The sequence below is a fragment of the uncultured Comamonas sp. genome (genome assembly GCF_964277875.1).
In the GTDB taxonomy this organism is placed as follows: domain Bacteria; phylum Pseudomonadota; class Gammaproteobacteria; order Burkholderiales; family Burkholderiaceae_C; genus Comamonas; species Comamonas sediminis.
In genome coordinates this window covers 309,276-330,715 of sequence record NZ_CAXYJV010000047.1, presented here as the reverse complement: position 1 = coordinate 330,715, position 21,440 = coordinate 309,276, and the positions used below count along the sequence as shown (strand labels likewise).

Here is a 21,440-nt window from a genome sequence, read left to right as displayed (position 1 = left end):
CTTTCGTCGACTGTCTGGTCGTAATCGATGGGCCTGTGAGCAAGGCGTTCATCGCGCATGAAACACCCCCCTGCTGGCGACATCCCGAGCTGCGTCTCATCCCGATCCGCATCCATCCCGCTTGGCGAGGGTTATGCAAAGCGTCCCTGACAGCTATATAGGTCTAGACCGGTCTAGATAGTTGGGAGTGCCTGACTGTGGCAGATCACTTGTCTGGAACAGCGGCCTGCATCATACCCCGATACCACTCGTGGAAGTGCTGCATGCCGTCCTCCATAGGACTCTGGTAGGGGCCGACTTCGTTGTCGCCGCGCTCATACAAGGCCTTGCGGCCGGCATCCATGCGCTCGCCAATCTCGTCATCCTCGATGGCGGTTTCCATATAGGCGGCGCGCTGGGCCTGCACAAACTCAGGCTCGAAGGCGCTGATTTCCTCGGGGTAGTAGAACTCCACCACATTCAGGGTTCGGTCCACGCTCAGCGGGTGCAGGGTCGAGACCGTCAGCACATGCGGGTACCACTCCACCATGATGTGCGGGTAGTAGGTCAGCCAGATTGCGCCGTGTTCGGGCATTTTTCCGTCACGGTAGTTCAGCAGCACCTCGTGCCAGGTCTTGTAGATGTCCGAGCCGGGCTTCGCAAAGGTGGGCGCCACGCCCACCGTCTGCACCGAGTACTCCTTGGCAAACTCCCATCTCAGGTCGTCGCAGGTGACGAAATTGCCCAGTCCGGGGTGGAAGGGGCCGACATGGTAGTCCTCCAGATAGACCTCGATGAAGGTCTTCCAGTTGTAGTTGCACTCATGCATCTCGACATGGTTGAGTACAAAGCCGTCAAAATTCAGTGCAGCGGCCGGGCCCATGTTGGCGAGGTCTGCCTGGATATTGCGGCCGTTGTCCTCGAACAGCAAGCCATTCCATTCCTGCAACTTGTAGTTGTTCAGGTTGAGACAGGGATCCTGGGCAAAATGCGGCGCGCCCAGCAGCTCGCCGCTGGGGCTGTAAGTCCAGCGGTGCAGCGGGCAGACGATGTTGCCGCCGGCGCTGCCTTTTTGCTGGTGATTGAGCGAGCCGCGGCCCTTCAGCATCACCGCCTGGCGGTGGCGGCAGACGTTGGAGATCAGCTCGGCCTGGCCCGCAGCATTGCGCACCAGCGCGCGCCCTTCCTTCTCATGGGGCAGGGCGTAGTAGTCGCCAATCTCGGGAATCGCCAGCTGGTGGCCCACATACTTGGGACCGTTCTGGAAGATGGTTTGCATCTCGCGCTCGAACAGCGCTTGATCAAAGTAGCTTGAAACTGGAAGTTGGCTTGCGGCCTGCTGCAGTTGAAGACTTAAATCAGACATGGGTGACCTGACCTAAAGACTCCCCACAGGGAGGGTGCGTGTGCGCACGCTGAGAAAAAATAAAACCGGCAGCAACAACAAAGGATGGCCGGTTTCGCGAAAAATGGGATTATACCCAGTGGGGTTATTCCCGTTCCGTCCATGCGTGAATTGACCCATGGTGACCTCGGCCGGCCACGTTTCATCCCCCCATCGACAGGCTGGCAATATTATCAAATTGATAGCTGTGGCCTCATATTTCACAATAGATCGCCGGGATCTTTTGTGGGAATTGGCCCCGGCCTGGGGTCCGCCGTCAGGCGGGCGGCGGCGGCTGCGCCCGCGTGTGCTTCTGCTGCGCCTAAAATCGAGCCTTTACATCCATGCACCAGGGCAAGCTGTTTGCCCTCTTTGCCCATGCCCAAGGCCACTGCTCCCAAGACGTCTGCCACGCCGGACCTGCCCGAACCCGACAACTACGAAAGTGCGCTGCAGGAGCTCGAAGGCCTGGTCGCCCGCATCGAATCGGGTCAGCTGCCATTGGGCGACATGCTGGTCGCCTACCAGCGGGGCGCTGTGCTGCTGGCCTTTTGCCGGGGCAAACTCGAAGCGGTGCAGGACCAGATCAAAGTACTGGATGAGGGCCAGCTCAAGCCCTGGACCAGCGAGGAATAAGCGCTAACAATGACATCACCGCACGATAATTTTGCACTCTGGTGCAGCCAGGAACTTGCCCGCGTGGAGGATGCCCTCACACTGTGGATTGCTGCCGATGCCCCGGCCAACCTGGGCGAGCCGATGCGCTACGCCGTGCTCGATGGCGGCAAGCGCCTGCGCCCGCTGCTGGTGCTGGCAGCGGCCCAGGCCGCTGGCAACCTGGCCGCAGGCCCCGCCGAGGCGGCCTTGCGCGCTGGCTGTGCGGTGGAGTTGATCCATGCCTACTCGCTGGTGCATGACGACATGCCCTGCATGGACGATGATGTGCTGCGCCGAGGCAAGCCAACGGTCCATGTGCAGTTCGGCCAGGCCCAGGCACTGCTGGCCGGCGACGCATTGCAGGCGCTGGCTTTTGAACTGCTGGTGCCCGAAGGCAGTGCCATCCCCGATGCAGTGCAGGCGCGCCTGTGCCGGCAGCTGGCGCTGGCGGCAGGCTACAACGGCATGGCTGGTGGCCAGGCGATCGACCTGGCCAGCGTCGGCAAGCAGCTCAGCCGTGAGCAGCTCCAGCAGATGCACAAGCTCAAGACAGGTGCGCTGCTCCAGGCCAGCGTCGAAATGGGCGCTACCTGCGCAGGTATCCAGGGCGCGGCCCTGGTCGCGCTGCAGCAATACGGCGCCGCGCTGGGGCTGGCTTTCCAGGTGATCGACGATGTGCTCGATGTGGTGGCCGACTCTGCGACGCTGGGCAAAACGGCCGGCAAGGATGCCGACCACGGCAAACCCACCTATGTGTCGCTGATGGGCTTGCAGGCTGCCCGTGACTACGCCCATGAGTTGCTGGCCGAGGCCCAGCAGGCGCTGGCGGGCAGCGGCCTGCCGCAGACGGCTGCGCTGGCGGCGCTCGCCGACATGGTGGTGCGCCGCAGCCATTGAGTAGGCCAAATGCGCCTGTGACCGCTTAACCGGCGTCAAGGCGCTAACATAGCCCCTTGCCATTCCAGTAAAAAACTGCGCGGATGCTTCCGAGGTATGCGTAGCAAGTGACCAAACCATAGTATGTCCACGAAGACCTTTCCCCTGCTAGCCACCGTCAACGATCCGGCGGATCTGCGCAAGATGTCGCGCGCCGAACTCAAGACGCTGGCGCGTGAGCTGCGGGAGTTTGTGCTCGAGAGCGTGTCCAAGACCGGGGGGCACCTGAGCTCCAACCTGGGCACGGTGGAGCTGACGATCGCGTTGCATGCCGTCTATGACACGCCCCACGACCGCTTTGTCTGGGATGTGGGCCACCAGACCTACCCGCACAAGATCCTGACGGGCCGGCGCGACCGCATGCAGGGGCTGCGCCAGTGGGGCGGCATCTCGGGATTCCCGCTGCGCAGCGAAAGTGAATACGACGCGTTCGGCACGGCCCACTCGTCGACCAGCATCTCGGCGGCACTGGGCATGGCCGAGGCCTTCAAGATCAAGGGCAGCGATCACCAGGCCGTCGCCATCATTGGTGACGGGGCGATGACTGCCGGTATGGCCTTCGAGGCGCTGAACAACGCCGGGGTCAGTGATGCCAACTTGCTGGTGATCCTCAACGACAACGACATGAGCATCAGCCCGCCGGTGGGTGCGCTCAACCGCTACCTGGCGCAACTGATGAGCGGCCAGTTCTATGCCAAGGCGCGCGACGTGGGCAAGAGCGTGCTCAAGCAGGTACCGCCGCTCTTGGAGCTGGCCAAGCGCCTGGAGCAGCAGGCCAAGGGCATGGTGGTGCCTGCCACGTTGTTCGAGAACTTCGGCTTCAACTACATCGGCCCCATCGATGGCCATGACCTCGATTCGCTGATCCCGACGTTGGAAAACATTCGCCAGCTCAAGGGCCCGCAGTTTCTGCATGTGGTGACCAAAAAAGGCCAGGGCTACAAGCTGGCCGAGGCCGATCCGGTGGCCTACCACGGCCCGGGCAAGTTCGACCCGGCCATCGGCCTGGTCAAGCCCGCGACGCCACCCAAGCCGACCTTCACCCAGGTGTTTGGCCACTGGCTGTGTGACATGGCAGCGCAGGACGAGCGCCTGGTGGCGATCACGCCGGCGATGCGCGAAGGCTCGGGCATGGTCGAGTTTGAAAAGCGCTTTCCAAAGCGCTATTTCGATGTCGGCATCGCCGAGCAGCACAGCGTGACCTTCGCCGCCGGTCTGGCCTGCGAAGGGCTCAAGCCCGTGGTTGCCATCTACTCGACTTTCCTGCAGCGCGGCTATGACCAGCTGATCCACGATGTGGCACTGCAAAACCTGCCCGTGGTGTTTGCGCTGGACCGTGCCGGCCTGGTGGGTGCCGATGGCGCCACCCATGCCGGCAATTACGACATCGCCTTTACCCGCGCCATTCCCAACATGAGCGTGGCCTGCCCGGCCGATGAGCGCGAATGCCGCCAGCTGCTGAGCACCGCCTTTGCCCAGAACCACCCGGTGACGGTGCGCTACCCGCGCGGCGCCGGGGCCGGTGTGGCCCCGCTCGAATCACTGGAGGGCCTGCCCTTTGGCAAGGGCGAGATCCGCCGCCAGGCCCAGCCGGCCGTTGCGGGCCGTCCGCGCATCGCCATCCTGGCCTTTGGTAGCTTGCTCTACCCGGCCTTGCAGGCGGGTGAGGCGCTGAACGCCAGCGTGGTGAACATGCGCTGGGCCAAGCCGCTCGATACCGAGCTGCTGCAGCAGGTGGCGCAAAGCCATGAGGCCCTGGTCACCGTCGAGGATGGCTGCCTGATGGGCGGTGCCGGCAGCGCCGTGCTCGAGGCGCTGCAGCAACTGCACATCGATGTGCCGGTGCTGCAGCTGGGTCTGCCTGATGTCTTTATCGAGCATGGCGACCCCGTCAAGCTGATGGCCATGCAGGGCCTTGATGCCGCCGGTATCGAGCGCAGCATTCGCGAGCGCTTTGCGGTGCCGCAGGCCGCATCCGGCCAGAGCGCTGCCGCCTGATCTGCCGCCAGGCCCGCGCCTGGCGCATAGCGGCAAGCCCGGTCATGGTGTACCGGGCTTTTTGTTGCCTGGGAAAGCGCTGCGCCGGCGCCGCTGCTGGTTCTGCCTCGCTTGTGGCGCAATGCGAACAAAATCCTGGGTTCTACGCTGGGGAAAACCCGCTGAAGTCACTACTGCAACCATTTCTACAATTTGCAAAGCTCAAAGCGGCTCTTGCCTATGGCAGGATAGCTACCTTTACTTTCTACAAATACTTGGAGACATACATGGATCGTCGTTCGCTTATCAAAAATGCCGGTATTGCTGGCGTGCTGGCTGCTGGCGTAGCGCCGGCGGTGCATGCGCAGGCGGCAGTGCGCTGGCGCCTGGCGTCGAGCTTCCCCAAGTCGCTCGACACCATCTTCGGCTCTGCCGAGAAGCTGTCCTCGGCCGTCAAGGCCATGTCGGGCGGCAAGTTTGAAATCTCGGTCCACCCCGCAGGCGAGCTGATGCCCGCGTTCGGCGTGGTTGATGCGCTGCAGGGCGACACCATCGACATGGCCCAGACGGCCGCCTACTACTTCACCGGCAAGGACCCGATCTTCGCGTTCAGCTGCGCGGTGCCCTTTGGCCTGACCACCCTGCAGATGGCGGGCTGGAAGGACCACGGCAACGGCCGCAAGCTGCTCGACGCGTTCTTTGAAAAGTACAACTTCAAGACCGCATCGGCCGGCAACACCACCACGCAGATGGGCGGCTGGTACCGCAAGGAAATCAAGACCGTGGCCGACTTGAAGGGCCTGAAGATGCGCATGGGCGGCGGCGTGTTCGGCGAGGCCATGGCCAAGCTGGGCGTGGTGGCGCAGAACATGCCTGCCGGCGACGTCTACCAGGCGCTGGAAAAGGGCACCTTGGACGCCGTGGAATTCGTCGGTCCTTACGACGATGAAAAGCTGGGCTTCAACAAGGTCGCGCCGTTCTACTACTACCCCGGTTGGTGGGAAGGCTCGGCCGATCTGGAGTTCTTCATCAACATCAAGAAGTACAACGCGCTGTCGCCCGAGAACAAGGCCATCCTGGACGCCGCCACCCGCGTGGCAGCGGCCGACATGACCGCCAAGTACCAGGTGCTCAACCCCATCGCGCTGAAGAACCTGGTCGCCAACAAGACCCAGCTCAAGCCTTTCTCGAAGGAGTTGATGGACGCTGGCTTCAAGGCTTCGATGGAAACCTTTGCCGAGCATGAGGCCCGCTCGCCCGAGTTCAAGAAGATCCACCAGGACATGCGCGCCTTCCAGAAGGACCAGATCCTGTGGAACCGCTTCTCCGAGTACCCATTCAACCAGTACATGGCCCAGGTCAAACTGCCCTGATAGCCGCTGGCGCCGGGCCTTTTGAGGCTTGGCAGTGCAAGGTGAGAGCCGCAGCTTGCTGCGGCTTTTTTGCGTCTGTGGGGCACAGGCAGGTGCTGGTGCTCCGCTGGCGTATTCAGAGGGGCTGCAGGGGGGGCGGGCAGCCGGCGCATAGAAGAGGCTGGGCCCCGCTGCAGGCAGCCATAAAAAAACCCTGGCAAGCCAGGGTTCGGGGGGATGGGCTGGGAGCCCTTTATTTGCTTTCGGCAGCGGGGGCGGTGCCCAACGAGTCCTGCAGGGCCTTGGCCGGGTCGTCCGAGCCATAGCCTTCTGCGGCAGGTGCTGGCACTGCACCTGCATCGCTACCGGTTGCTGCTCCTGCATCGGCAGGGGCATCCGGGATGGCAAACGGGTTGTCCCCGTAGCCGCCGTCCGCATTGCCCAGTTGGTTCATCATCTGCTCATTGACCTTCTGCATATCGACGGCTACCGGCTTATCCAATGCGCCGGTGACGATGCCGGGGAAGGCGATCAGCACACCCACCATGACCAGCTGGATCAGCACAAACGGCACGGCACCCTTGTAGATCTGCATCGTGGTCACCGGCTCGATGACCTTGTGCGTGACCCGGTCCACATACTGCTTGTCAGGCGCCACCGAACGCAGGAAGAACAGTGCAAAGCCGAAGGGCGGGTGCATGAACGAAGTCTGCATGTTGACCGCCAGCAGCACACCGAACCAGATCAGGTCGATGCCCATTTTGTCGGCCACCGGGCCGAGCAGCGGCACAACGATGAAGGACAGCTCGAAGTAGTCCAGGAAGAACGCCAGGAAGAAGATCATGATGTTGACCACGATCAGGAAGCCGGTCTGGCCGCCTGGCAGGCTGGTCAGCAGGTGCTCGACCCACTTGGGGCCGTCAGCGGCCTGGAACACCAGGCTGAAGGTCGTCGCGCCAATCATGATGAACATCACAAAGCTGGCGAGCTTGGTGGTTGAGCCCAGCGCCTGCTTGAGCAGGTTCATGTTCAGGCGCTTGCGGGCAAAGCCCATGATCAGGGCAGCCATCGCACCCATCGCGCCGCCTTCGGTGGGCGTTGCAATGCCCAGGAAAATGGTGCCCAGCACCAGGAAGATCAGCAGCAGCGGCGGGATCAGCACAAAGGTCACGCGCTCGGCCAGCTTGGACAGCAGCCCCAGCTTGAAGATGCGGTTGATCGACGCGATCACGAAGGCGATGAAGGTGCCGCCGCACATGGCCGTCACGATCTTTTCGTCGGTGGCCACATCGGTGACGAGCTTGCCTTCCCACCAGGTGTGGATGTCCGCCATATGGTTGGCCAGGAAGATCGCCACAATGGTCGACAGGCCCATCACGACGATCAGCGAGGTGTAGCCGGCGTTGCCATTGGCTTCGCGGTAGATGCGGGCTTCAACAGGCAAGGCTGGCACCATCTTGGGTTTGAAGATCGCCAAACACGCGACCCACAACACATACAGACCCATCAGCATGAAGCCGGGGATGAAGGCGCCCTTGTACATGTCGCCCACGCTCTTGCCCAGTTGGTCGGCCATCAAAATCAGCACCAGCGATGGGGGAATGATCTGGGCCAGCGTGCCCGACGCGGCAATCACGCCCGATGCAAGGCGCCGGTCATAGCCATAACGCAGCATGATGGGCAGCGAGATCAGGCCCATCGAGATGACCGATGCGGCCACCACGCCGGTGGTGGCGGCCAGCAGTGCGCCGACAAAGATCACGGCGAGCGCCAGACCGCCCCGGATCGGGCCAAAGACCTGGCCCACCGTGTCGAGCAAGTCCTCGGCCATGCCGCTGCGCTCCAGTATCAAACCCATCAAAGTGAAGAAGGGCACGGCCAGCAAGGTGTCGTTGGCCATGATGCCGATCAGGCGCTGGGGCAGCCAGGCCATCACCGACGAGGGGAAGACATTGAGCTCAATGCCGATAAAGCCGAACATCAGGCCGGCAGCGCCCAGGCTGAACGCCACCGGGAAGCCGAGCAGCAGGAAGACGATCAGGCCCGCGAACATGATCGGGGCGTAGTTGGTAACGATAAAGTCCATGTGAGGTCCTCTGGCCGGCCTTAGACCTGGCGCGCGGCAGCTTGGGCTGCGGCGGCCTGCGCCTGCTTGATTTCAGCTTCGGCACGCAGTGCCTCTGCCAGCTCTTCCTCGGCGCTCTTGTCGCTGAGCTTGCCCATTGGATCGGGGCCGTCGCCGGTCAAAAAGGCGATGCGCTTGACCAGCTCGGACAGGCCCTGCAGCATCAGCAAGGTGATGCCCACGGGGATGGCTGCCCATACCGGCCAGCGGATCAGGCCGCCCGGGTTGCCGGACATTTCACCGGACTGGTACATCTGAATGACCACGGGCATGCTCAGCCACAGAATGGTCAGGCACAGCGGCGTCAGGAACAGCGCAAAGCCGATGATGTCGATCCAGACCTGCTTGGTCTTGGACAGGCGCGAGTTGATCACATCGATGCGGACATGCTCCCGGTGCAGCAAGGTGTAGCCGGCGGCCAGCAGAAAGGACCACGCGAACAGGTACCACTGCACTTCCAGAAAAGCGTTGGAACTGGCGTCAAAGGCCTTGCGGACAATGGCATTGGCCGCGCTGATGAACGTGGCGGCAAAGATCAGCCATATCGAATATTTGCCGACGAAGGCGTTGAGCCTGTCTATGGCCCTGGATAGGGCGAGTAAAGCCTGCATGGTGTCTCCAATGGTTGGCTAGTCCTGTAATAAGTGCTCAATGCTGGTAAGCAAATGCACTTTTTCGAAAAGCACTGATTTTACGAATAACTATGCCTTTTGCCCTACAAATTGATGCGTCGATGTTGTGAACAGGAGCAAGGAAGAAAATTTTTTTGTGCGCCTGCCGCAAAATCAAGGGTAACTACTAGTGGGGCGGCATGGTGTCGGCATGTGCTGCTATCTATTTTCAAGCGACTGGCGGGCGTTCGCTACCGGTCAGACCCGTAGATCGCCGGCGCTGGGGGCGTTCGCCGCCGCTGCCGGTTCGACACGCAGGCGCGGTGCTGCCATGTACAATCTCGCGCGTACCTGGCAGTAGCGGCGGAGCTCTTGGGGGCCTGGCCTGCTGCCAAAACATTTTCCTTTTCTGTCTTTTTACGCACTACGGGTGCCTGGAGTCTGACCGTGAGTTCTTCGCAAAATAATGACGGTGATGAGCGCTTTGCCTTGGGCCTGGTTTTTGCCCTGATCATTTTGGTGGTGTTGGGTGTCGTCTGGTTCGGTGCTTACAAGGGCATCCATGGTGCCAAGTCCGGCAACGCCGCCGTGACCGCCACGGCCGATGGCGCCAAGCGCGGTGCGGTGCTGGGCGGTACCGTTCCAGCCGTCGCCGCCGCACGTGCTGCTGAGGCGGCCAACGCCGCTGGCGCGGCCGGCGCTGCTGCTGCCAACGGCGCTGCCGTGGTTGCCGACGATGCCGCCGCCGTGGTCATCGAAAACGGTGTGGTCAAGTTCTACTTCGCCACCGCCAAGGCCGAGCTGGCTGCGGGCGCCAACGAAGCGCTGGTGGACGTGATCGCTGGCGTCAAAGCCGGTCAACGTGCGGTTATCTCGGGCTACACCGATGCCACCGGCGACGCGGACAAGAACGCCGAGCTGGCCAAGCAACGCGCCTTTGCCGTGCGTGACGCGCTGCTGGCCCTGGGCGTGACCGAAGACAAGCTGGAGCTGAAGAAGCCCGAAGCGGTGGAAAACGCTGGCAACAATGCCCAAGCCCGCCGCGTGGAGGTGGTGCTGGCCCCTTAAACGGCCCCACCTGGAACGACAAAGCCCGGATGCGTCCGGGCTTTTTTTGTTGTTGGCGCCAGGCGCCAGAGGCTCTGGCGGTTAGCGCAAGACCGCAACGCCCTTGAGCTGGGCATGCACGAGCAGGCCCGGCGTCAGCTGCAACAGGCGCGCCGAGCGGGCAGACACCAGTGCCAGCAGATGGGGCGCGCCGTCGGCGCCACCTGGCGCCAGGCGCAACTGCACCAGCACCTGGCCCGGGCTGCTGGCCTGCATTGCCGTCACCACGGCCGGCAGACTGTTGAGGATGGAACTGCCCGCCTGTGGCATCAACGACAGGCTGACATCGCGTGCCATGACCCGCAGACGCACGCGCTCACCTTGCTGGTAGTGGGCATCGGCCTGCGTCCAGTGCAATTGCTGTGGGGGCTGGCCCGGTATCCGCAGCGACCACAGGTGGTCCTGCGTATCGTGGCCGCAGACCAGGCCTTCCAGGATGCTGGCCTGCTGTGCATCGGGCAAGGTTTTCGCAAGCGGTGTATCAAGCTGGCTCAGCAGCTCTGCCACCGGCCCTTGTGCCACCACACGGCCCGCCTGCAGCAGCACCACCTGGTCGGCCAGGCGGCCCACTTCGTCGATCGAGTGGCTGACATAAAGAATCGGCAGTTGGAGCTGCGCGCTGAGCTGGTCCAGGTAGGGCAGCACCTCGGCCTTGCGTTCGGCATCCAGCGCGGCCAGCGGCTCGTCCATCAACAGCACGCGCGGGCTGGTGGCCAGTGCACGGGCAATGGCCACCCGCTGGCGCTCACCACCCGACAAGGTCGCGGGCTTGCGCGCCAGCAGCGGGCCGATGCCCAGCAGCTCCACCAGCCGCTCCAGTTGCACGCGCTGGCGCGCCGCCGGTGTGCGGCGCAGGCCGTAGCGGATGTTGTCATGGGCGCTCAGGTGCGGGAACAGGCTCGCCTCCTGAAAGACATAGCCCAGCGCGCGTTGGTGCGTGGGCAGCCAGTGGTGGCCGTCGTCGTCCTGCCAGCGCTCGCCATTGACGGTGACCTCTCCCTGGGCGCGTTCCAGCCCGGCGATGGCGCGCAGGCAACTGGTCTTGCCGCAGCCCGAGGGGCCAAACAGCGCGGTGACACCCTGGCCGGGCAGCTGCAGATCGACCTGCAGCTGGAACGAGGCGCGCTGCAGCTGCAGGCGCGCGTGAATGCCGTTATCAGTGTTCTGGACTTGCGTCATAGCGGGCTCGCGTGGTTCTTGTCCCGGGGTTGCAGCCATTGCAGTGCCACCAGCACCACAAAGGCAAACACCACCATGCCACCCGCCAGCCAGTGCGCCTGGGTGTATTCCAGTGCTTCCACGTGGTCATAGATCTGTACCGAAACCACGCGCGTCTTGCCAGGGATATTGCCGCCCAGCATCAGCACGATACCGAACTCACCGACGGTATGGGCAAAGGTCAGTACGGCAGCGGTGATGAAGCCGGGGCGCGCCAGCGGCAGCGCCACGCTGAAGAAGCTGTCGATGCGGCTTGCGCCCAGGGTGGCGGCCACTTCCAATGGGCGGCGGCCCAGGCCCTCGAATGCCCGCTGCAGCGGCTGCACTGCGAAGGGCAGCGAATAGACCAGCGAACCCACCACCAGCCCGGCAAAGGTAAACGGCAGATAGCCCAGGCCCAGCGCGTGGGTGAGCTGGCCCAGCGGGCCGTTGGGGCCCATCGTGACCAGCAGGTAGAAGCCAATCACCGTGGGGGGCAGCACCAGCGGCAACGTCACCACCGCACCGATAGGGCCGCGCCAGCGCGATGGCGTATGCGCCAGCCACCAGGCCAGCGGCGTGGCCAGCACCAGCAGCAAGATCGTCGTGAAGCTGGCGAGCTCGAGCGTCAGCCAGATGGCGGCCCAATCGTCGGGGCTGAGAAAGGAAGTACTCACGGCAGGCGGGGGCTAGCAAGGTGGCAACAAGGGGGAGGGCGCTGCGCCCATGGTGCACGCACAGCGCGGGCGCGGCAAGCGGAATGTGTAGCCGGGCCAACGCGCTGAAGCCGCTGGCTCGCGGGTGGCATAAAGGCTGGCCGCTCAGCTTCCGTCTGGCTGACCAGGACCGGCCAGCGTGCGGGCGGGCCGCGTTCTCCACCCGTCTCTTAAAACGCGTAGCCGTAGGATTGGATGATGGCGCGCGCCTTGTCACCCTTGAGGTATTGCATCAAGGCAGTAGCGGCAGCATTGTCCTTGGCGCTGTTGAGCAAGACCGCGTCCTGGCGGATGGGTTCATGCATGGCCGATGGAACGATCCAGGCCGAGCCCTCGCGCAGCTTGCCGTCTTCCATCACCTGCGACAGCGCCACAAAGCCCAGCTGGGCATTGCCGCTGGCTGCGAACTGGTAGGTCTGGCCGATGTTCTCGCCTTGCACGATCTTCGGCGTCACCGCGTCGGTCAGGCCCAGGTGTTGGAGCGTTTCCATCGCGGCCAGGCCGTAGGGGGCCAGCTTGGGGTTGGCGATGGCAATGTGGCGGTAGTCGCCAGTCTTGAGCACGGCGCCCGTGTCGTCCACATAGCCGGCCTGTTTGCTCCACAGCACCAACTGGCCAATCGCGTAGGTGAAGCGGCTGGCGGCCACGCCCTTGCCTTCCTGGGCCTGCTTGGCCGGTGTCGTGTCGTCGGCGGCCAGCAAAATGCCAAATGGCGCGCCGTTGTTGATCTGCGCATAGAACTTGCCGGTGGCACCAAACGACAGCACCGCCTTGTGGCCGCTGTCCTTTTCGAACGCGGCGGCAATCTTTTGCATCGGCGCTGTGAAGTTGGCAGCGACGGCCACCGAGACTTCGTCGGCATGGGCACCGGTTGCGAAGGCTGCCAACAGGGACAGGGCGAGAGGGGCAAGGCGGTGCACGGTCATGGCAGTCATCAGGTCGCTATTCTGTTAATGAATAGCGCGAGTGTAACGACATTGCGGGGACCTGCCAAATGGTGGGGGGGCATAGGCCTCCGGGTTGCCACGCTATTGCGCGCACTGCATGTCTGGTGTGGCGATATCGGCATCTGCACCGGGTGGTAAAGCATGCGAAGATTCGCGCCATGATTCCCCAAGCATCGCTCTCCGCCGCGCTCTCCGAGAAGCGCTCTGACCGCCGCATCGACGTGCTGCGCCATATCCAGGATTGCGGCTCCATCTCGGAGGCCGCGCGCCGCGTGGGCATCAGCTACAAGGCGGCCTGGCAAGCCTTGGATACCTTGTCCAACCTGGCAGGCGTGGAGCTGGTGCAGCGCAGCGTGGGTGGCAGGGGCGGCGGGGGCGCCCAGCTCACGGCCGATGCGTTGCTGCTGCTCGAAGCGGCCAATGCCATGGGCCAGGCCCGCGAGCAATTGCATGTGCAGCTGGAGCATGCGCGGCAACTGCCGGTGGCCGCAGACCCCCAGGCGCGCACTGCCGGGGCTGCAGGCATCTCCGTCGCCACCACCTTGGCGCGTTTGCAGGTGATGACCAGCATGCGCAACCAATGGCCCTGCGTAGTGGCCCAGCTCAGCCGCAGCGGCCCGCTGGTGCAGGTCCAGCTGCAGGGCGCCGCTGCCGGGGCGCAATTTGGGCTGCAATCCCACATCACCGACGAGAGCGCGCAGCTGCTGGGCCTGCGCCAGGGCTTACCGGTGCTGGCCATGTGCAAGGCCACCGCAGTGACGGTGCAGGCCGCGTCCGGGGCCACCGCGCTGGCGCCGGGCGGCAATGGCTGGCAGGGCGCCGTCACGCGTGCCACGCGGGGTGGCACGGTCCAGGAGCTGGCCGTGCGCCTGCAGTCCGGCATGCAACTGGTGGGTTTCAGCCGCCAGGCATCGTCGCTGCGTGTGCGTTCTGCGGTGCAGGTGACGGTGGAGCCCTCGGCCGTGGTGATTGCGCTGAGCGGGGAGTAACTGGCCTGCTCCTGGCACCCAGGCGCTTTATTCCATCACCAGGCGCTTGCGGGCTTTTCGGGTGGACTCGACGAAGGCTGCCGCTGCGGGCGATAGCCGGTCAAAGCGCAGCGCCGCCAGCGCGATGTGGCGGTGGTTGCGCGGCGCCAGCGGGCGGTAGACGACGCCGGCCGGTGGCGCAGGCAGTGCCAGGCGCGCGGCAATCGTCAGCGCATCGCCTTGGGCGACAAAGCCCATCATCGAGCTGAGTTGTTCAAACCGGTACAAGGTGTTGGGCACCGAGCCCTTCTCGCCCAGAAAGGCATCGACCCGGGGGCCCGAGCCAGCGGAGGTGCGGATAAATGGCTGGCCATGGAAATCCAGCGCGCTGATGCTGGCCTTCTGGGCCAGGGAGTGCGCCGCAGGCAGTACGGCCACGAGCTCGTCTTCGAGCAGCGCTACGGTGTCAAAACGCTCATCGGGCAAGACCACAAAGCCCAGCTCCACGCGGCGCTCCAGCAGCCATTGCAGCACCACACTGTCCACCGCTTCTTCGATATGCACCTCGACCAGCGGATGCGCCTGCCGAAAGGCTGCCAGCAACTGCGGCAGCAGGCGCAGCGAGGAGGTCGCGCCAAACGACGCGATATGCAGGCGCCCGCGTGCCACGCCCTGCGCAGCCTGTGCTTCCTGCAGCAGTGCTTCTTGCTGCTGCAGCATGTCCTGGGCGCGCACCAGCAGGCGGCTGCCGACCTCCGTCAGGCTGACCGCTGCGCCGTCGCGGCTGAACAGGCTGACGCACCAAGCAGCCTCGAGCTGCTTGATCGCATGGCTCACCCCGCTTTGCGAGATGCCGAGCGCCGCTGCGGCGCGGGAAAAACTGCCCACCTTGGCCAGGGTGGCAAACACATGGAGCTGGGTGAAGGTCATGGCGGAAAACAGGTACATGGACTATGAGTATTTGCTCATTCGACCATCAATCGTGATTAGCGGATAGTAACAGCGCATGAACTCCTCCAAATACTCCACCCATCTGGGTCTTATCGGCATGGCGGCGCTGTGGGGCGCATCCTGGCCCTGGGGCCGCGTTGTGGCGCAGGCCATGCCGCCGCTGGCTGCGGCCAGTCTGCGTTTTTTGCTGGCCAGTGCCGTGCTGCTGCTGTGGCTAGGCCATTCCGGGCGCATGGGCCGTTTGTGGCATCTGGCGTGGCGGCAGTGGCTCGGGCTGGCGGCTGCGTCGGCGGTGGGCGTACTGGGCTACTCGCTGTTCTTCTTGCTGGCGCTCAAAACTGTGCCTGCCGGCAAAGCGGCGATGGTGGTCGCACTCAACCCGGTGCTGACGATGCTGTTTGCGGTTTTGCTGTTTCGCGAACGTATCAATCTGCCCATTTTTATCGGCCTGGGGCTGGCGGTGGGCGGCGCCTTGTATGCCCTGAGCGGTGGCCATAGGGGCTGGGCCCAGGGTAGCGCTGCGGGGGCTGGAGAGTGGCTGCTGCTGGGCTGCGCGGCCTGTTGGGTGGGCTATACCTTGCTGGGCCGCCTGGTGCTGGCCAGCATCGATCCGCTCACCACGACGGCTGCGACCGCCAGTATCGGCGCGCTGTTGCTGCTGGGCGCCAGTCTGGTGGCGGAGGGACCAAGCGCCTGGGCAGGCCTGGTGCATGTGCGCGCCGAGGTGTGGTACAGCCTGGTCGCGCTGGCGCTGGGGGCCACCGCGCTGGCCTATGCCTGGTACCTGAAGGGCGTGCAGGAGCTGGGCGCCGGGGCAGCGGCCGCCTATATGTCGCTGGTGCCCTTGTTTGGCATGCTGCTGTCGAGCCTGTGGCTGGCTGAGCCGGTCACGGCTTCCTTGCTGCGTGGCGGTGGCGCGGCGATTGCCGGGATGCTGCTGATGAATGCGGGCCGCATGCGGCTGGCGCAGCGCCCAAAGCGCATCGCGCCAGGCAGTGCAAGGACCGGTTGATCGCGCGAGTGACTTGGCGGCTGGGCCGCTGCACAGGCCTGGCTTTTCAGCCCGGCCTTGCCGGTGTGCCGCTCACCGCAGGCGCAGCCCCCACAGCACATCCAGCACATGCTGGGTGGAAGGCTCCACATAGCCGGCGCGGTGGGCCATGCCCAGCCGGCGCCACAGCGCTGGGCGCAGCGGGCGCATGGCGATGCGCGCATCCGGCGCAGGGGCAGTGGCCTCGTGCGGCAGCAAGGTGGCGCCGTAGCCGGCGGCGACCAGGCTCTTGATGGCATCGTTGTAGTTCAGTGCAATGCGTGGCACCGGGTGGTGGCCGCCGGCGGCAAACCATTCGCTGGTCTGGCCTGACAGGCGTGTGCTGGCATCGTTGAGGATCAGGGGCTGGCTGGCAAGCCACTGGGGCGTGATGCGGGCTGGGCTTTTCCAATCGGCAGGCACAAAGGCCATCACAGGATCGCGGCGCCAGGGTTTGATCACCAGGCCAGCCACGGCGGGCTGGGGCAGGGCGGTCACCCCCACATCCAGGCTGCCATCTGCCAGCCGCGCCAGTGTTTCTTCCGAGGTCTGGACGCTGATCTGCACGTCGATGCCGGGATGCTGGTCGCGCAGCACGGCGAGCGCCTGCGGCAGCAGATGGGCGATGACGCCGGTCGAGGCGCCCAGCCGCACCCGCCCTTCCAGTCCTTGCACCTGGCGTTGTATGTCGCTCAACGCATGCTCGGCATCGCCCAGCAGGCGGCGGGCGCGTGCGACCAGCACTTCCCCAATGGCCGAGGGCCTGACCTGGCCACGCTTGCGCGACAGAAGCGGCGCGCCAATGCGCTCCTCCAACTCGGCGATATGCAGGCTGACCGTGGGGGGTGCCAGGTGCAGGCGGTAGGCGGCCTTGATGAACGATCCCTGGTCGGCAATTGCCACCAAGGTGCGCAAACGGTCCAGACTGATTTCTCGCATCGCGGCTCCAAATTCAGAAAATCTGAATGTCTGGTTTGTGAAATTCAACTTTCATTATTTTAGGGTGCGGAGGAACATAGCGGCTTCATCGATGGGCCAGCGCCCGCATTCTCGGAAGTCATCTGCATATGCGCACTCCTCTTGTTTTTATCGACGGCGACCAGGGCACCACCGGTCTGCAAATCCATGAGCGGCTGCGCGGGCGCTCCGGTATCCGCCTGCTGAGCTTGCCTGCAGCGGAGCGCAAGGACGCCCAGCGCCGGGCCGAAGCTATCAATGCCTGCGATATCGCCATCCTCTGCCTGCCGGATGCCGCTGCGCGCGAGGCGGTGCAGTCCATCGTCAACCCTGCCTTGCGGGTGATCGATGCCAGTTCGGCGCACCGCACCCAGGCCGATTGGGTGTATGGTTTTCCGGAGATGTCGGCCGCGCAGGCAGCGCGCATTGCGCAAGCCCGCCGCCTCAGCAACCCGGGCTGCTACCCGACCGGCGCGGTGGGCCTGCTGCTGCCGTTGGTGCAGGCCGGGCTGCTGCCTGCGAGCTATCCCGTCAGCGTGCATGCGGTGTCTGGCTACTCCGGGCGCGGGCGCGCTGGGGTGGAGGCGCATGAGGGCGGCGGCGATAGCCCGGCACCGGCCTTCCAGGTCTATGGGTTGGAGCTGGCGCACAAGCATGCGCCGGAGATTGCGCTGCACGCCGGTCTGGCCGCGCGCCCGCTGTTTGTGCCCGCTTATGGCGACTATCGCCAAGGCATCGTGCTGACGGTGCCGTTGGCCTTGCGCCTGCTGCCGCCCGGTGTGGATGCCGCCGCACTGCAGGCCTGCCTGGCGCGGCATTATGCGCAGGCGCCCGATGTGCAGGTCTTGTCGCTGGACGAGGCCAAAGCGCTCACGCAGCTGGATCCGCAACGGCTCAACGGCACGAATGCGATGCAGCTCAGCGTCTTCCATAACGAGGCGCAGGGCCAGGTGCTGCTGGCGGCTATTTTTGACAACCTCGGCAAAGGCGCATCGGGTGCCGCGGTGCAGAACCTGGACCTGATGCTGGCTGCATAGGGGACGCAGCCTCAGTCGCCATCGCCCAGAAACTGCGCGGTCACCTGCTGGGCAAAGGGATCGGGGCCGCTGAGGGTCAGGCTCAGCTGCAGTGCGGGCTGCTGCGCGGCCTGGGGGGCCAGCAGCTGGCGTTGCCGTGCATCCCAGCGCAAGGCCAGCGCATCGCCGGCATCGCTTTGCAGCTGCAGGTCCAGATCCCAGGCATGCCCATCTTCCAGCGCGCCGGGGGCGCCAAAGGCATCGCTGCACCAGGCCAGCAGCTGCGTGACTTCAGCCGCCAGCGCAGGCCATTGGGCGGCCTTGGCGTAGGCCATCGCATCCAGGCTGCTGATGCCTTCGCCGTCATCGCTGGTGTCAAAGTACAAATAGTCGAGCATGTGCGGGGTTTTCATCGATATGGCGCTATTTTATGCTATGTTTTTAGGAGTTAAGCAAGCAAGCCGGATACCCTTATGAGCCTGGATTGGAATGCGCTGGATTTTTCATACCCGCAAGCGGGCCCGCTGCTGGCCGGCTGGCACTGGCAGGCCGCCCCCGGCCTGGTGCAGCTGGTCGACGGCTTGAGCGCCGGCAAGACCACCGCCTTGCAATTGCTGGCCGGGCAGTTGCAGGCCAGCGGTGGCAGTCTGCGGATCGATGGCCAGACAGTGCAGGCGCTCAACAGCGCTGGCGCGGTGTTCTGGCATGAGCCGCGCCTGCCCGCCACGATGCCAGCCGGCACGACGGTGGTGGCGGATTGGATCGCGCAGATGCGCCGCGGCTGCCCGGGCTGGGATGAGGCACTTTTTGGGCAATGGCAAGCGGGCTTTGATCTGACCCCGCATGGCGCCAAGCCTTTGCTGGCGCTGTCCACCGGCAGTCTGCGCAAGCTGGTCATCGCGCTGGGCCTGGCCAGTGGCGCCCGGCTGGTGCTGCTCGATGAGCCTACGTCGGGGCTGGACAAACCGGCGCTGAGTTTTCTGCGCGAGGCCTTGCAAGCGGCAGCCCCACCACTGGCGGCCCAGGGCCGCTACCTGGTGCTGGCGCATTACGAGCCCTTGCTGCCGGCAGGCGGGGCCGTGCAGGTCGTGGCGTTGCCGGCGCCATAGCAGGCGGGCAGGCAGGGGAGGGCGCCGCATTGTGTAAATTTTCGTGCGCGCTACGGGCCCAGCGCTGTGGCGCGTGTGGGGCCGCTGGATAATCGGCACACCGATTTTTTGGAAAGACTGTTGTGGACACCTTGCTGTTGATCAAAGCCGCCATCATGGGCGTGGTGGAGGGGCTGACCGAGTTCTTGCCGATCTCCTCGACAGGGCATTTGATTTTGGCGGGCAGCCTGCTGGGATTCGACGATGCCAAGGCCAAGGTGTTCGACATCGCGATCCAGACCGGTGCCATCTTTGCGGTGATCCTGGTGTACTGGCAAAAGATCCGCAGCACCGTGGTAGCACTGCCATCGAGCCGCCAGGCGCAGCGCTTTGCGCTCAATGTCTTCATCGGCTTTTTGCCGGCGGTGGTGCTGGGCCTGTTGTTTGGCAAGTACATCAAGGCGCATTTGTTCACGCCGGTCGTGGTGGCCACCACCTTTATCCTGGGCGGCTTTGTCATCCTCTGGGCCGAAAAGCGCCAGTCCGCCCATGTGCGGGTGCAGACCGTCGATGAGATGACGCCGCTCGATGCGCTCAAGGTGGGCCTGGTGCAGTGTCTGGCGATGATCCCCGGCACCAGCCGCAGCGGCTCGACCATCATCGGCGGCATGCTGATGGGCCTGTCGCGCCAGGCGGCCACCGACTTTTCGTTCTTCCTCGCGATCCCCACCTTGATCGGCGCGGGGGTCTACAGCCTTTACAAGGAGCGCGCACTGCTGTCGATGGCCGACATCCCCATGTTCGCGACCGGTCTCATCTTCTCTTTCATCAGTGCCTGGCTGTGCGTGCGCTGGCTGCTGCGCTATATCGCCTCCAACAGTTTTGTGCCGTTTGCCTGGTACCGCATCGTGTTTGGCATCATCGTGCTGGTGACGGCATTCAGCGGCATGGTCAATTGGGTGGATTCCTGATCGCGCACTGGCTTGCGCCTCTTCACACTGAAGCCCGGCTCCACAGCCGGGCTTTTTTGTGCCCGTTTGCTCGCTGATGCACTCGGGTCTCTGTCGCCAACATGTCTGTGCCCGCCAAGGCCTGGGGTTTGCCTGGGCTGCAGGTCTTGCGGTGATCCCTACAATTATCCATATTATGAACTTCTGTCCATATGGTGGATAAATGCCCGTAGAAAGCCCCGACCAGACCCCCTTGATGCCCTACCAGTACCCGAACCCGCCCGATGCGCTGCCCGAAATCGTGGTGGAGAGCGCCATCCCCACCGATGACCGGCTGTGGGTGCCGCAGGCGGAGAATGTCTGGTTCCGTCCCCTGTGCCTCAATGCCAGCCAGGGCTACTGGATGAACCTGCTCAAGGTGCGCAAGTCCGGCGTGCTCAGCCGCCACCGCCACCCGCAGGCGGTGCATGGCTTTGTGCTCAAGGGCCGCTGGAAATACCTGGAACACGACTGGTGGGCCAAGGAAGGCAGCTATGTGTTCGAACCCCCCGGCGAGACCCACACCTTGTACGTGCCCGAAGACTGCGAGGAAATGATCACCTACTTCCAGGTCAACGGTGTCATGTATTACACCGATCCCTGGGGCAAGGGCATGGGCTTTGAGGACGTGTTCACCAAGATAGAGATGTGCCGCAAGCACTTCGAGGCCGTTGGCCTGGGCGCGGATTACACGAACCAGTTCATTCGCTGACATGGCCGATTGCAGCTACCAATTTGGCGGCCGGGTGGCCGTGGTGACCGGCGGCGCCAGCGGCATTGGTGCCAGCCTGGTCCAGGCCTTGCAGCAGGCGGGCGCGCGGGGGGCGGTCTGGGATCTGCAGCCGCCTGCCGCGGCAGGCGCCGGCGACGCGCTGTTCTGCCGCGTCGATGTGACCGAGCCAGCCAGCATCCAGGCTGCGCTGGCGCAGACCCTGGCCCGCCTGGGCCGTGTGGACATGCTGATCAACAGCGCCGGCATCACCGGGCCCACGATGGCACTGGATGCGTTTGACGATGCTGTCTGGCAGCGGGTGATTGCGATCAACCTGGTAGGCGTCTACAACGTCTGCAAGGCCGTGGTGCCGGTGCTGCGCACCCAGGGCTATGGCCGGGTGGTGAACATCGCGTCGCTCGCGGGCAAGGAAGGCACGCCCAATGCATCGGCCTACAGCGCGGCCAAGGCCGGGGTGCTGGCGCTGACCAAGTCGCTGGGCAAGGAGCTGGCGGGCAGTGGTGTGCTGGTCAATGCGGTAGCGCCGGCGGCGGTGCGCACGCCGATTCTGGAGCAGATGGCCCCCGAGCATGTGGCCACGATGGTCGCCAAGAGTCCGATGGGGCGCCTGGGTGAGCCCGAGGAGATTGCCGCCCAGGTGCTATGGCTGGCGTCGGATGCCTGCTCATTCAGCACAGGCGCGGTGTTTGATGTATCCGGTGGACGTGCGACCTATTGAAA

Annotated in this window: 21 protein-coding genes; 12 read left to right on the top strand and 9 right to left on the bottom strand. The window is 64.2% G+C overall.

The genetic code is table 11. The features are described 5' to 3' along the window. Positions 1-205: 205 nt before the first annotated feature. On the bottom strand, positions 206-1,345 hold the full coding sequence (locus ACHWUQ_RS20335) for an aromatic ring-hydroxylating dioxygenase subunit alpha (protein WP_239811362.1): 1,140 nt from the start codon (positions 1,343-1,345) through the stop codon (positions 206-208). A 396-nt stretch (positions 1,346-1,741) separates the two neighbouring features. Between ACHWUQ_RS20335 and ACHWUQ_RS20330 the strand changes: the two genes are divergently transcribed. From ACHWUQ_RS20330 to ACHWUQ_RS20315, 4 genes are all read left to right on the top strand, one after another. Beyond that, positions 1,742-1,999: an exodeoxyribonuclease VII small subunit gene (locus ACHWUQ_RS20330; protein ID WP_394682266.1), complete on the top strand. Its 258-nt coding sequence runs from the start codon at positions 1,742-1,744 to the stop codon at positions 1,997-1,999. A 9-nt stretch (positions 2,000-2,008) separates the two neighbouring features. Further along, positions 2,009-2,917 carry a farnesyl diphosphate synthase gene (locus tag ACHWUQ_RS20325; protein WP_312461967.1) on the top strand — a complete coding sequence of 303 codons (909 nt, stop codon included), beginning with the start codon at positions 2,009-2,011 and terminating at the stop codon, positions 2,915-2,917. A gap of 123 nt (positions 2,918-3,040) precedes the next feature. Next, on the top strand, positions 3,041-4,954 hold the full coding sequence (gene dxs / locus ACHWUQ_RS20320; RefSeq protein ID WP_312409708.1) for a 1-deoxy-D-xylulose-5-phosphate synthase: 1,914 nt from the start codon (positions 3,041-3,043) through the stop codon (positions 4,952-4,954). A 266-nt stretch (positions 4,955-5,220) separates the two neighbouring features. Continuing rightward, positions 5,221-6,306 (top strand): TRAP transporter substrate-binding protein, encoded by a 1,086-nt coding sequence (locus ACHWUQ_RS20315; protein WP_133858059.1) that lies wholly within the window; start codon positions 5,221-5,223, stop codon positions 6,304-6,306. 232 nt (positions 6,307-6,538) lie between these two features. Here ACHWUQ_RS20315 and ACHWUQ_RS20310 read toward each other — a convergent pair whose 3' ends face one another. Then, the gene (locus ACHWUQ_RS20310) at positions 6,539-8,371 is read right to left on the bottom strand and encodes a TRAP transporter large permease subunit (RefSeq protein WP_394682265.1); all 1,833 of its coding nucleotides are present in this window, start codon (positions 8,369-8,371) and stop codon (positions 6,539-6,541) included. Positions 8,372-8,391: 20 nt separating this feature from the next. Then, on the bottom strand, positions 8,392-9,021 hold the full coding sequence (locus ACHWUQ_RS20305) for a TRAP transporter small permease subunit (protein WP_230771442.1): 630 nt from the start codon (positions 9,019-9,021) through the stop codon (positions 8,392-8,394). Positions 9,022-9,468: 447 nt separating this feature from the next. On the opposite strand from ACHWUQ_RS20305, the gene ACHWUQ_RS20300 reads away from it, so the two are divergent. After that, positions 9,469-10,089, top strand: a complete 621-nt coding sequence (locus tag ACHWUQ_RS20300) for an OmpA family protein (RefSeq protein ID WP_239811367.1) — start codon at positions 9,469-9,471, stop codon at positions 10,087-10,089. Positions 10,090-10,170: 81 nt separating this feature from the next. On the opposite strand, the gene modC is transcribed toward ACHWUQ_RS20300, so the two are convergent. The 3 genes from modC to modA form a co-directional block, all read right to left on the bottom strand. Further along, a complete protein-coding gene (gene modC / locus ACHWUQ_RS20295; protein ID WP_394682264.1) occupies positions 10,171-11,307 on the bottom strand; it encodes a molybdenum ABC transporter ATP-binding protein in 1,137 nt (378 codons plus the stop codon). Beyond that, positions 11,304-12,002: a molybdate ABC transporter permease subunit gene (gene modB, locus ACHWUQ_RS20290; protein WP_394682263.1), complete on the bottom strand. Its 699-nt coding sequence runs from the start codon at positions 12,000-12,002 to the stop codon at positions 11,304-11,306. Before modB ends, modC begins: the two co-directional genes overlap by 4 nt. Positions 12,003-12,211: 209 nt before the next feature. Beyond that, the gene (gene modA / locus ACHWUQ_RS20285; RefSeq protein ID WP_394682272.1) at positions 12,212-12,967 is read right to left on the bottom strand and encodes a molybdate ABC transporter substrate-binding protein; all 756 of its coding nucleotides are present in this window, start codon (positions 12,965-12,967) and stop codon (positions 12,212-12,214) included. Between the two features lie 179 nt (positions 12,968-13,146). Here modA and ACHWUQ_RS20280 point away from each other — a divergent pair, with 179 nt between their 5' ends. Further along, positions 13,147-13,977: a TOBE domain-containing protein gene (locus tag ACHWUQ_RS20280; protein WP_394682262.1), complete on the top strand. Its 831-nt coding sequence runs from the start codon at positions 13,147-13,149 to the stop codon at positions 13,975-13,977. A gap of 27 nt (positions 13,978-14,004) precedes the next feature. On the opposite strand, the gene ACHWUQ_RS20275 is transcribed toward ACHWUQ_RS20280, so the two are convergent. After that, positions 14,005-14,886, bottom strand: a complete 882-nt coding sequence (locus ACHWUQ_RS20275) for a LysR family transcriptional regulator (RefSeq protein WP_394682271.1) — start codon at positions 14,884-14,886, stop codon at positions 14,005-14,007. Between the two features lie 76 nt (positions 14,887-14,962). Between ACHWUQ_RS20275 and ACHWUQ_RS20270 the strand changes: the two genes are divergently transcribed. Further along, positions 14,963-15,919 carry a DMT family transporter gene (locus ACHWUQ_RS20270; RefSeq protein ID WP_394682261.1) on the top strand — a complete coding sequence of 319 codons (957 nt, stop codon included), beginning with the start codon at positions 14,963-14,965 and terminating at the stop codon, positions 15,917-15,919. Between the two features lie 72 nt (positions 15,920-15,991). Here ACHWUQ_RS20270 and ACHWUQ_RS20265 read toward each other — a convergent pair whose 3' ends face one another. Further along, complete coding sequence (locus ACHWUQ_RS20265; protein ID WP_394682260.1) at positions 15,992-16,876, bottom strand: LysR family transcriptional regulator; 885 nt, start codon at positions 16,874-16,876, stop codon at positions 15,992-15,994. Between the two features lie 128 nt (positions 16,877-17,004). Between ACHWUQ_RS20265 and argC the strand changes: the two genes are divergently transcribed. After that, complete coding sequence (argC, locus tag ACHWUQ_RS20260; RefSeq protein ID WP_394682259.1) at positions 17,005-17,931, top strand: N-acetyl-gamma-glutamyl-phosphate reductase; 927 nt, start codon at positions 17,005-17,007, stop codon at positions 17,929-17,931. An 11-nt stretch (positions 17,932-17,942) separates the two neighbouring features. Here the strand turns inward: argC and ACHWUQ_RS20255 are convergent, their stop codons facing one another. Further along, positions 17,943-18,323, bottom strand: a complete 381-nt coding sequence (locus ACHWUQ_RS20255) for a hypothetical protein (RefSeq protein ID WP_394682258.1) — start codon at positions 18,321-18,323, stop codon at positions 17,943-17,945. Positions 18,324-18,383: 60 nt separating this feature from the next. On the opposite strand from ACHWUQ_RS20255, the gene ACHWUQ_RS20250 reads away from it, so the two are divergent. From ACHWUQ_RS20250 to ACHWUQ_RS20235, 4 genes are all read left to right on the top strand, one after another. Then, positions 18,384-19,019 carry an ATP-binding cassette domain-containing protein gene (locus ACHWUQ_RS20250; protein WP_394682257.1) on the top strand — a complete coding sequence of 212 codons (636 nt, stop codon included), beginning with the start codon at positions 18,384-18,386 and terminating at the stop codon, positions 19,017-19,019. Positions 19,020-19,141: 122 nt separating this feature from the next. Beyond that, a complete protein-coding gene (locus ACHWUQ_RS20245) occupies positions 19,142-19,969 on the top strand; it encodes an undecaprenyl-diphosphate phosphatase (RefSeq protein ID WP_230771421.1) in 828 nt (275 codons plus the stop codon). A 202-nt stretch (positions 19,970-20,171) separates the two neighbouring features. Next, on the top strand, positions 20,172-20,699 hold the full coding sequence (locus ACHWUQ_RS20240) for a 2,4'-dihydroxyacetophenone dioxygenase family protein (RefSeq protein WP_133858044.1): 528 nt from the start codon (positions 20,172-20,174) through the stop codon (positions 20,697-20,699). A 1-nt stretch (position 20,700) separates the two neighbouring features. Further along, the gene (locus ACHWUQ_RS20235; RefSeq protein ID WP_394682256.1) at positions 20,701-21,438 is read left to right on the top strand and encodes an SDR family NAD(P)-dependent oxidoreductase; all 738 of its coding nucleotides are present in this window, start codon (positions 20,701-20,703) and stop codon (positions 21,436-21,438) included. Positions 21,439-21,440: the final 2 nt, after the last annotated feature.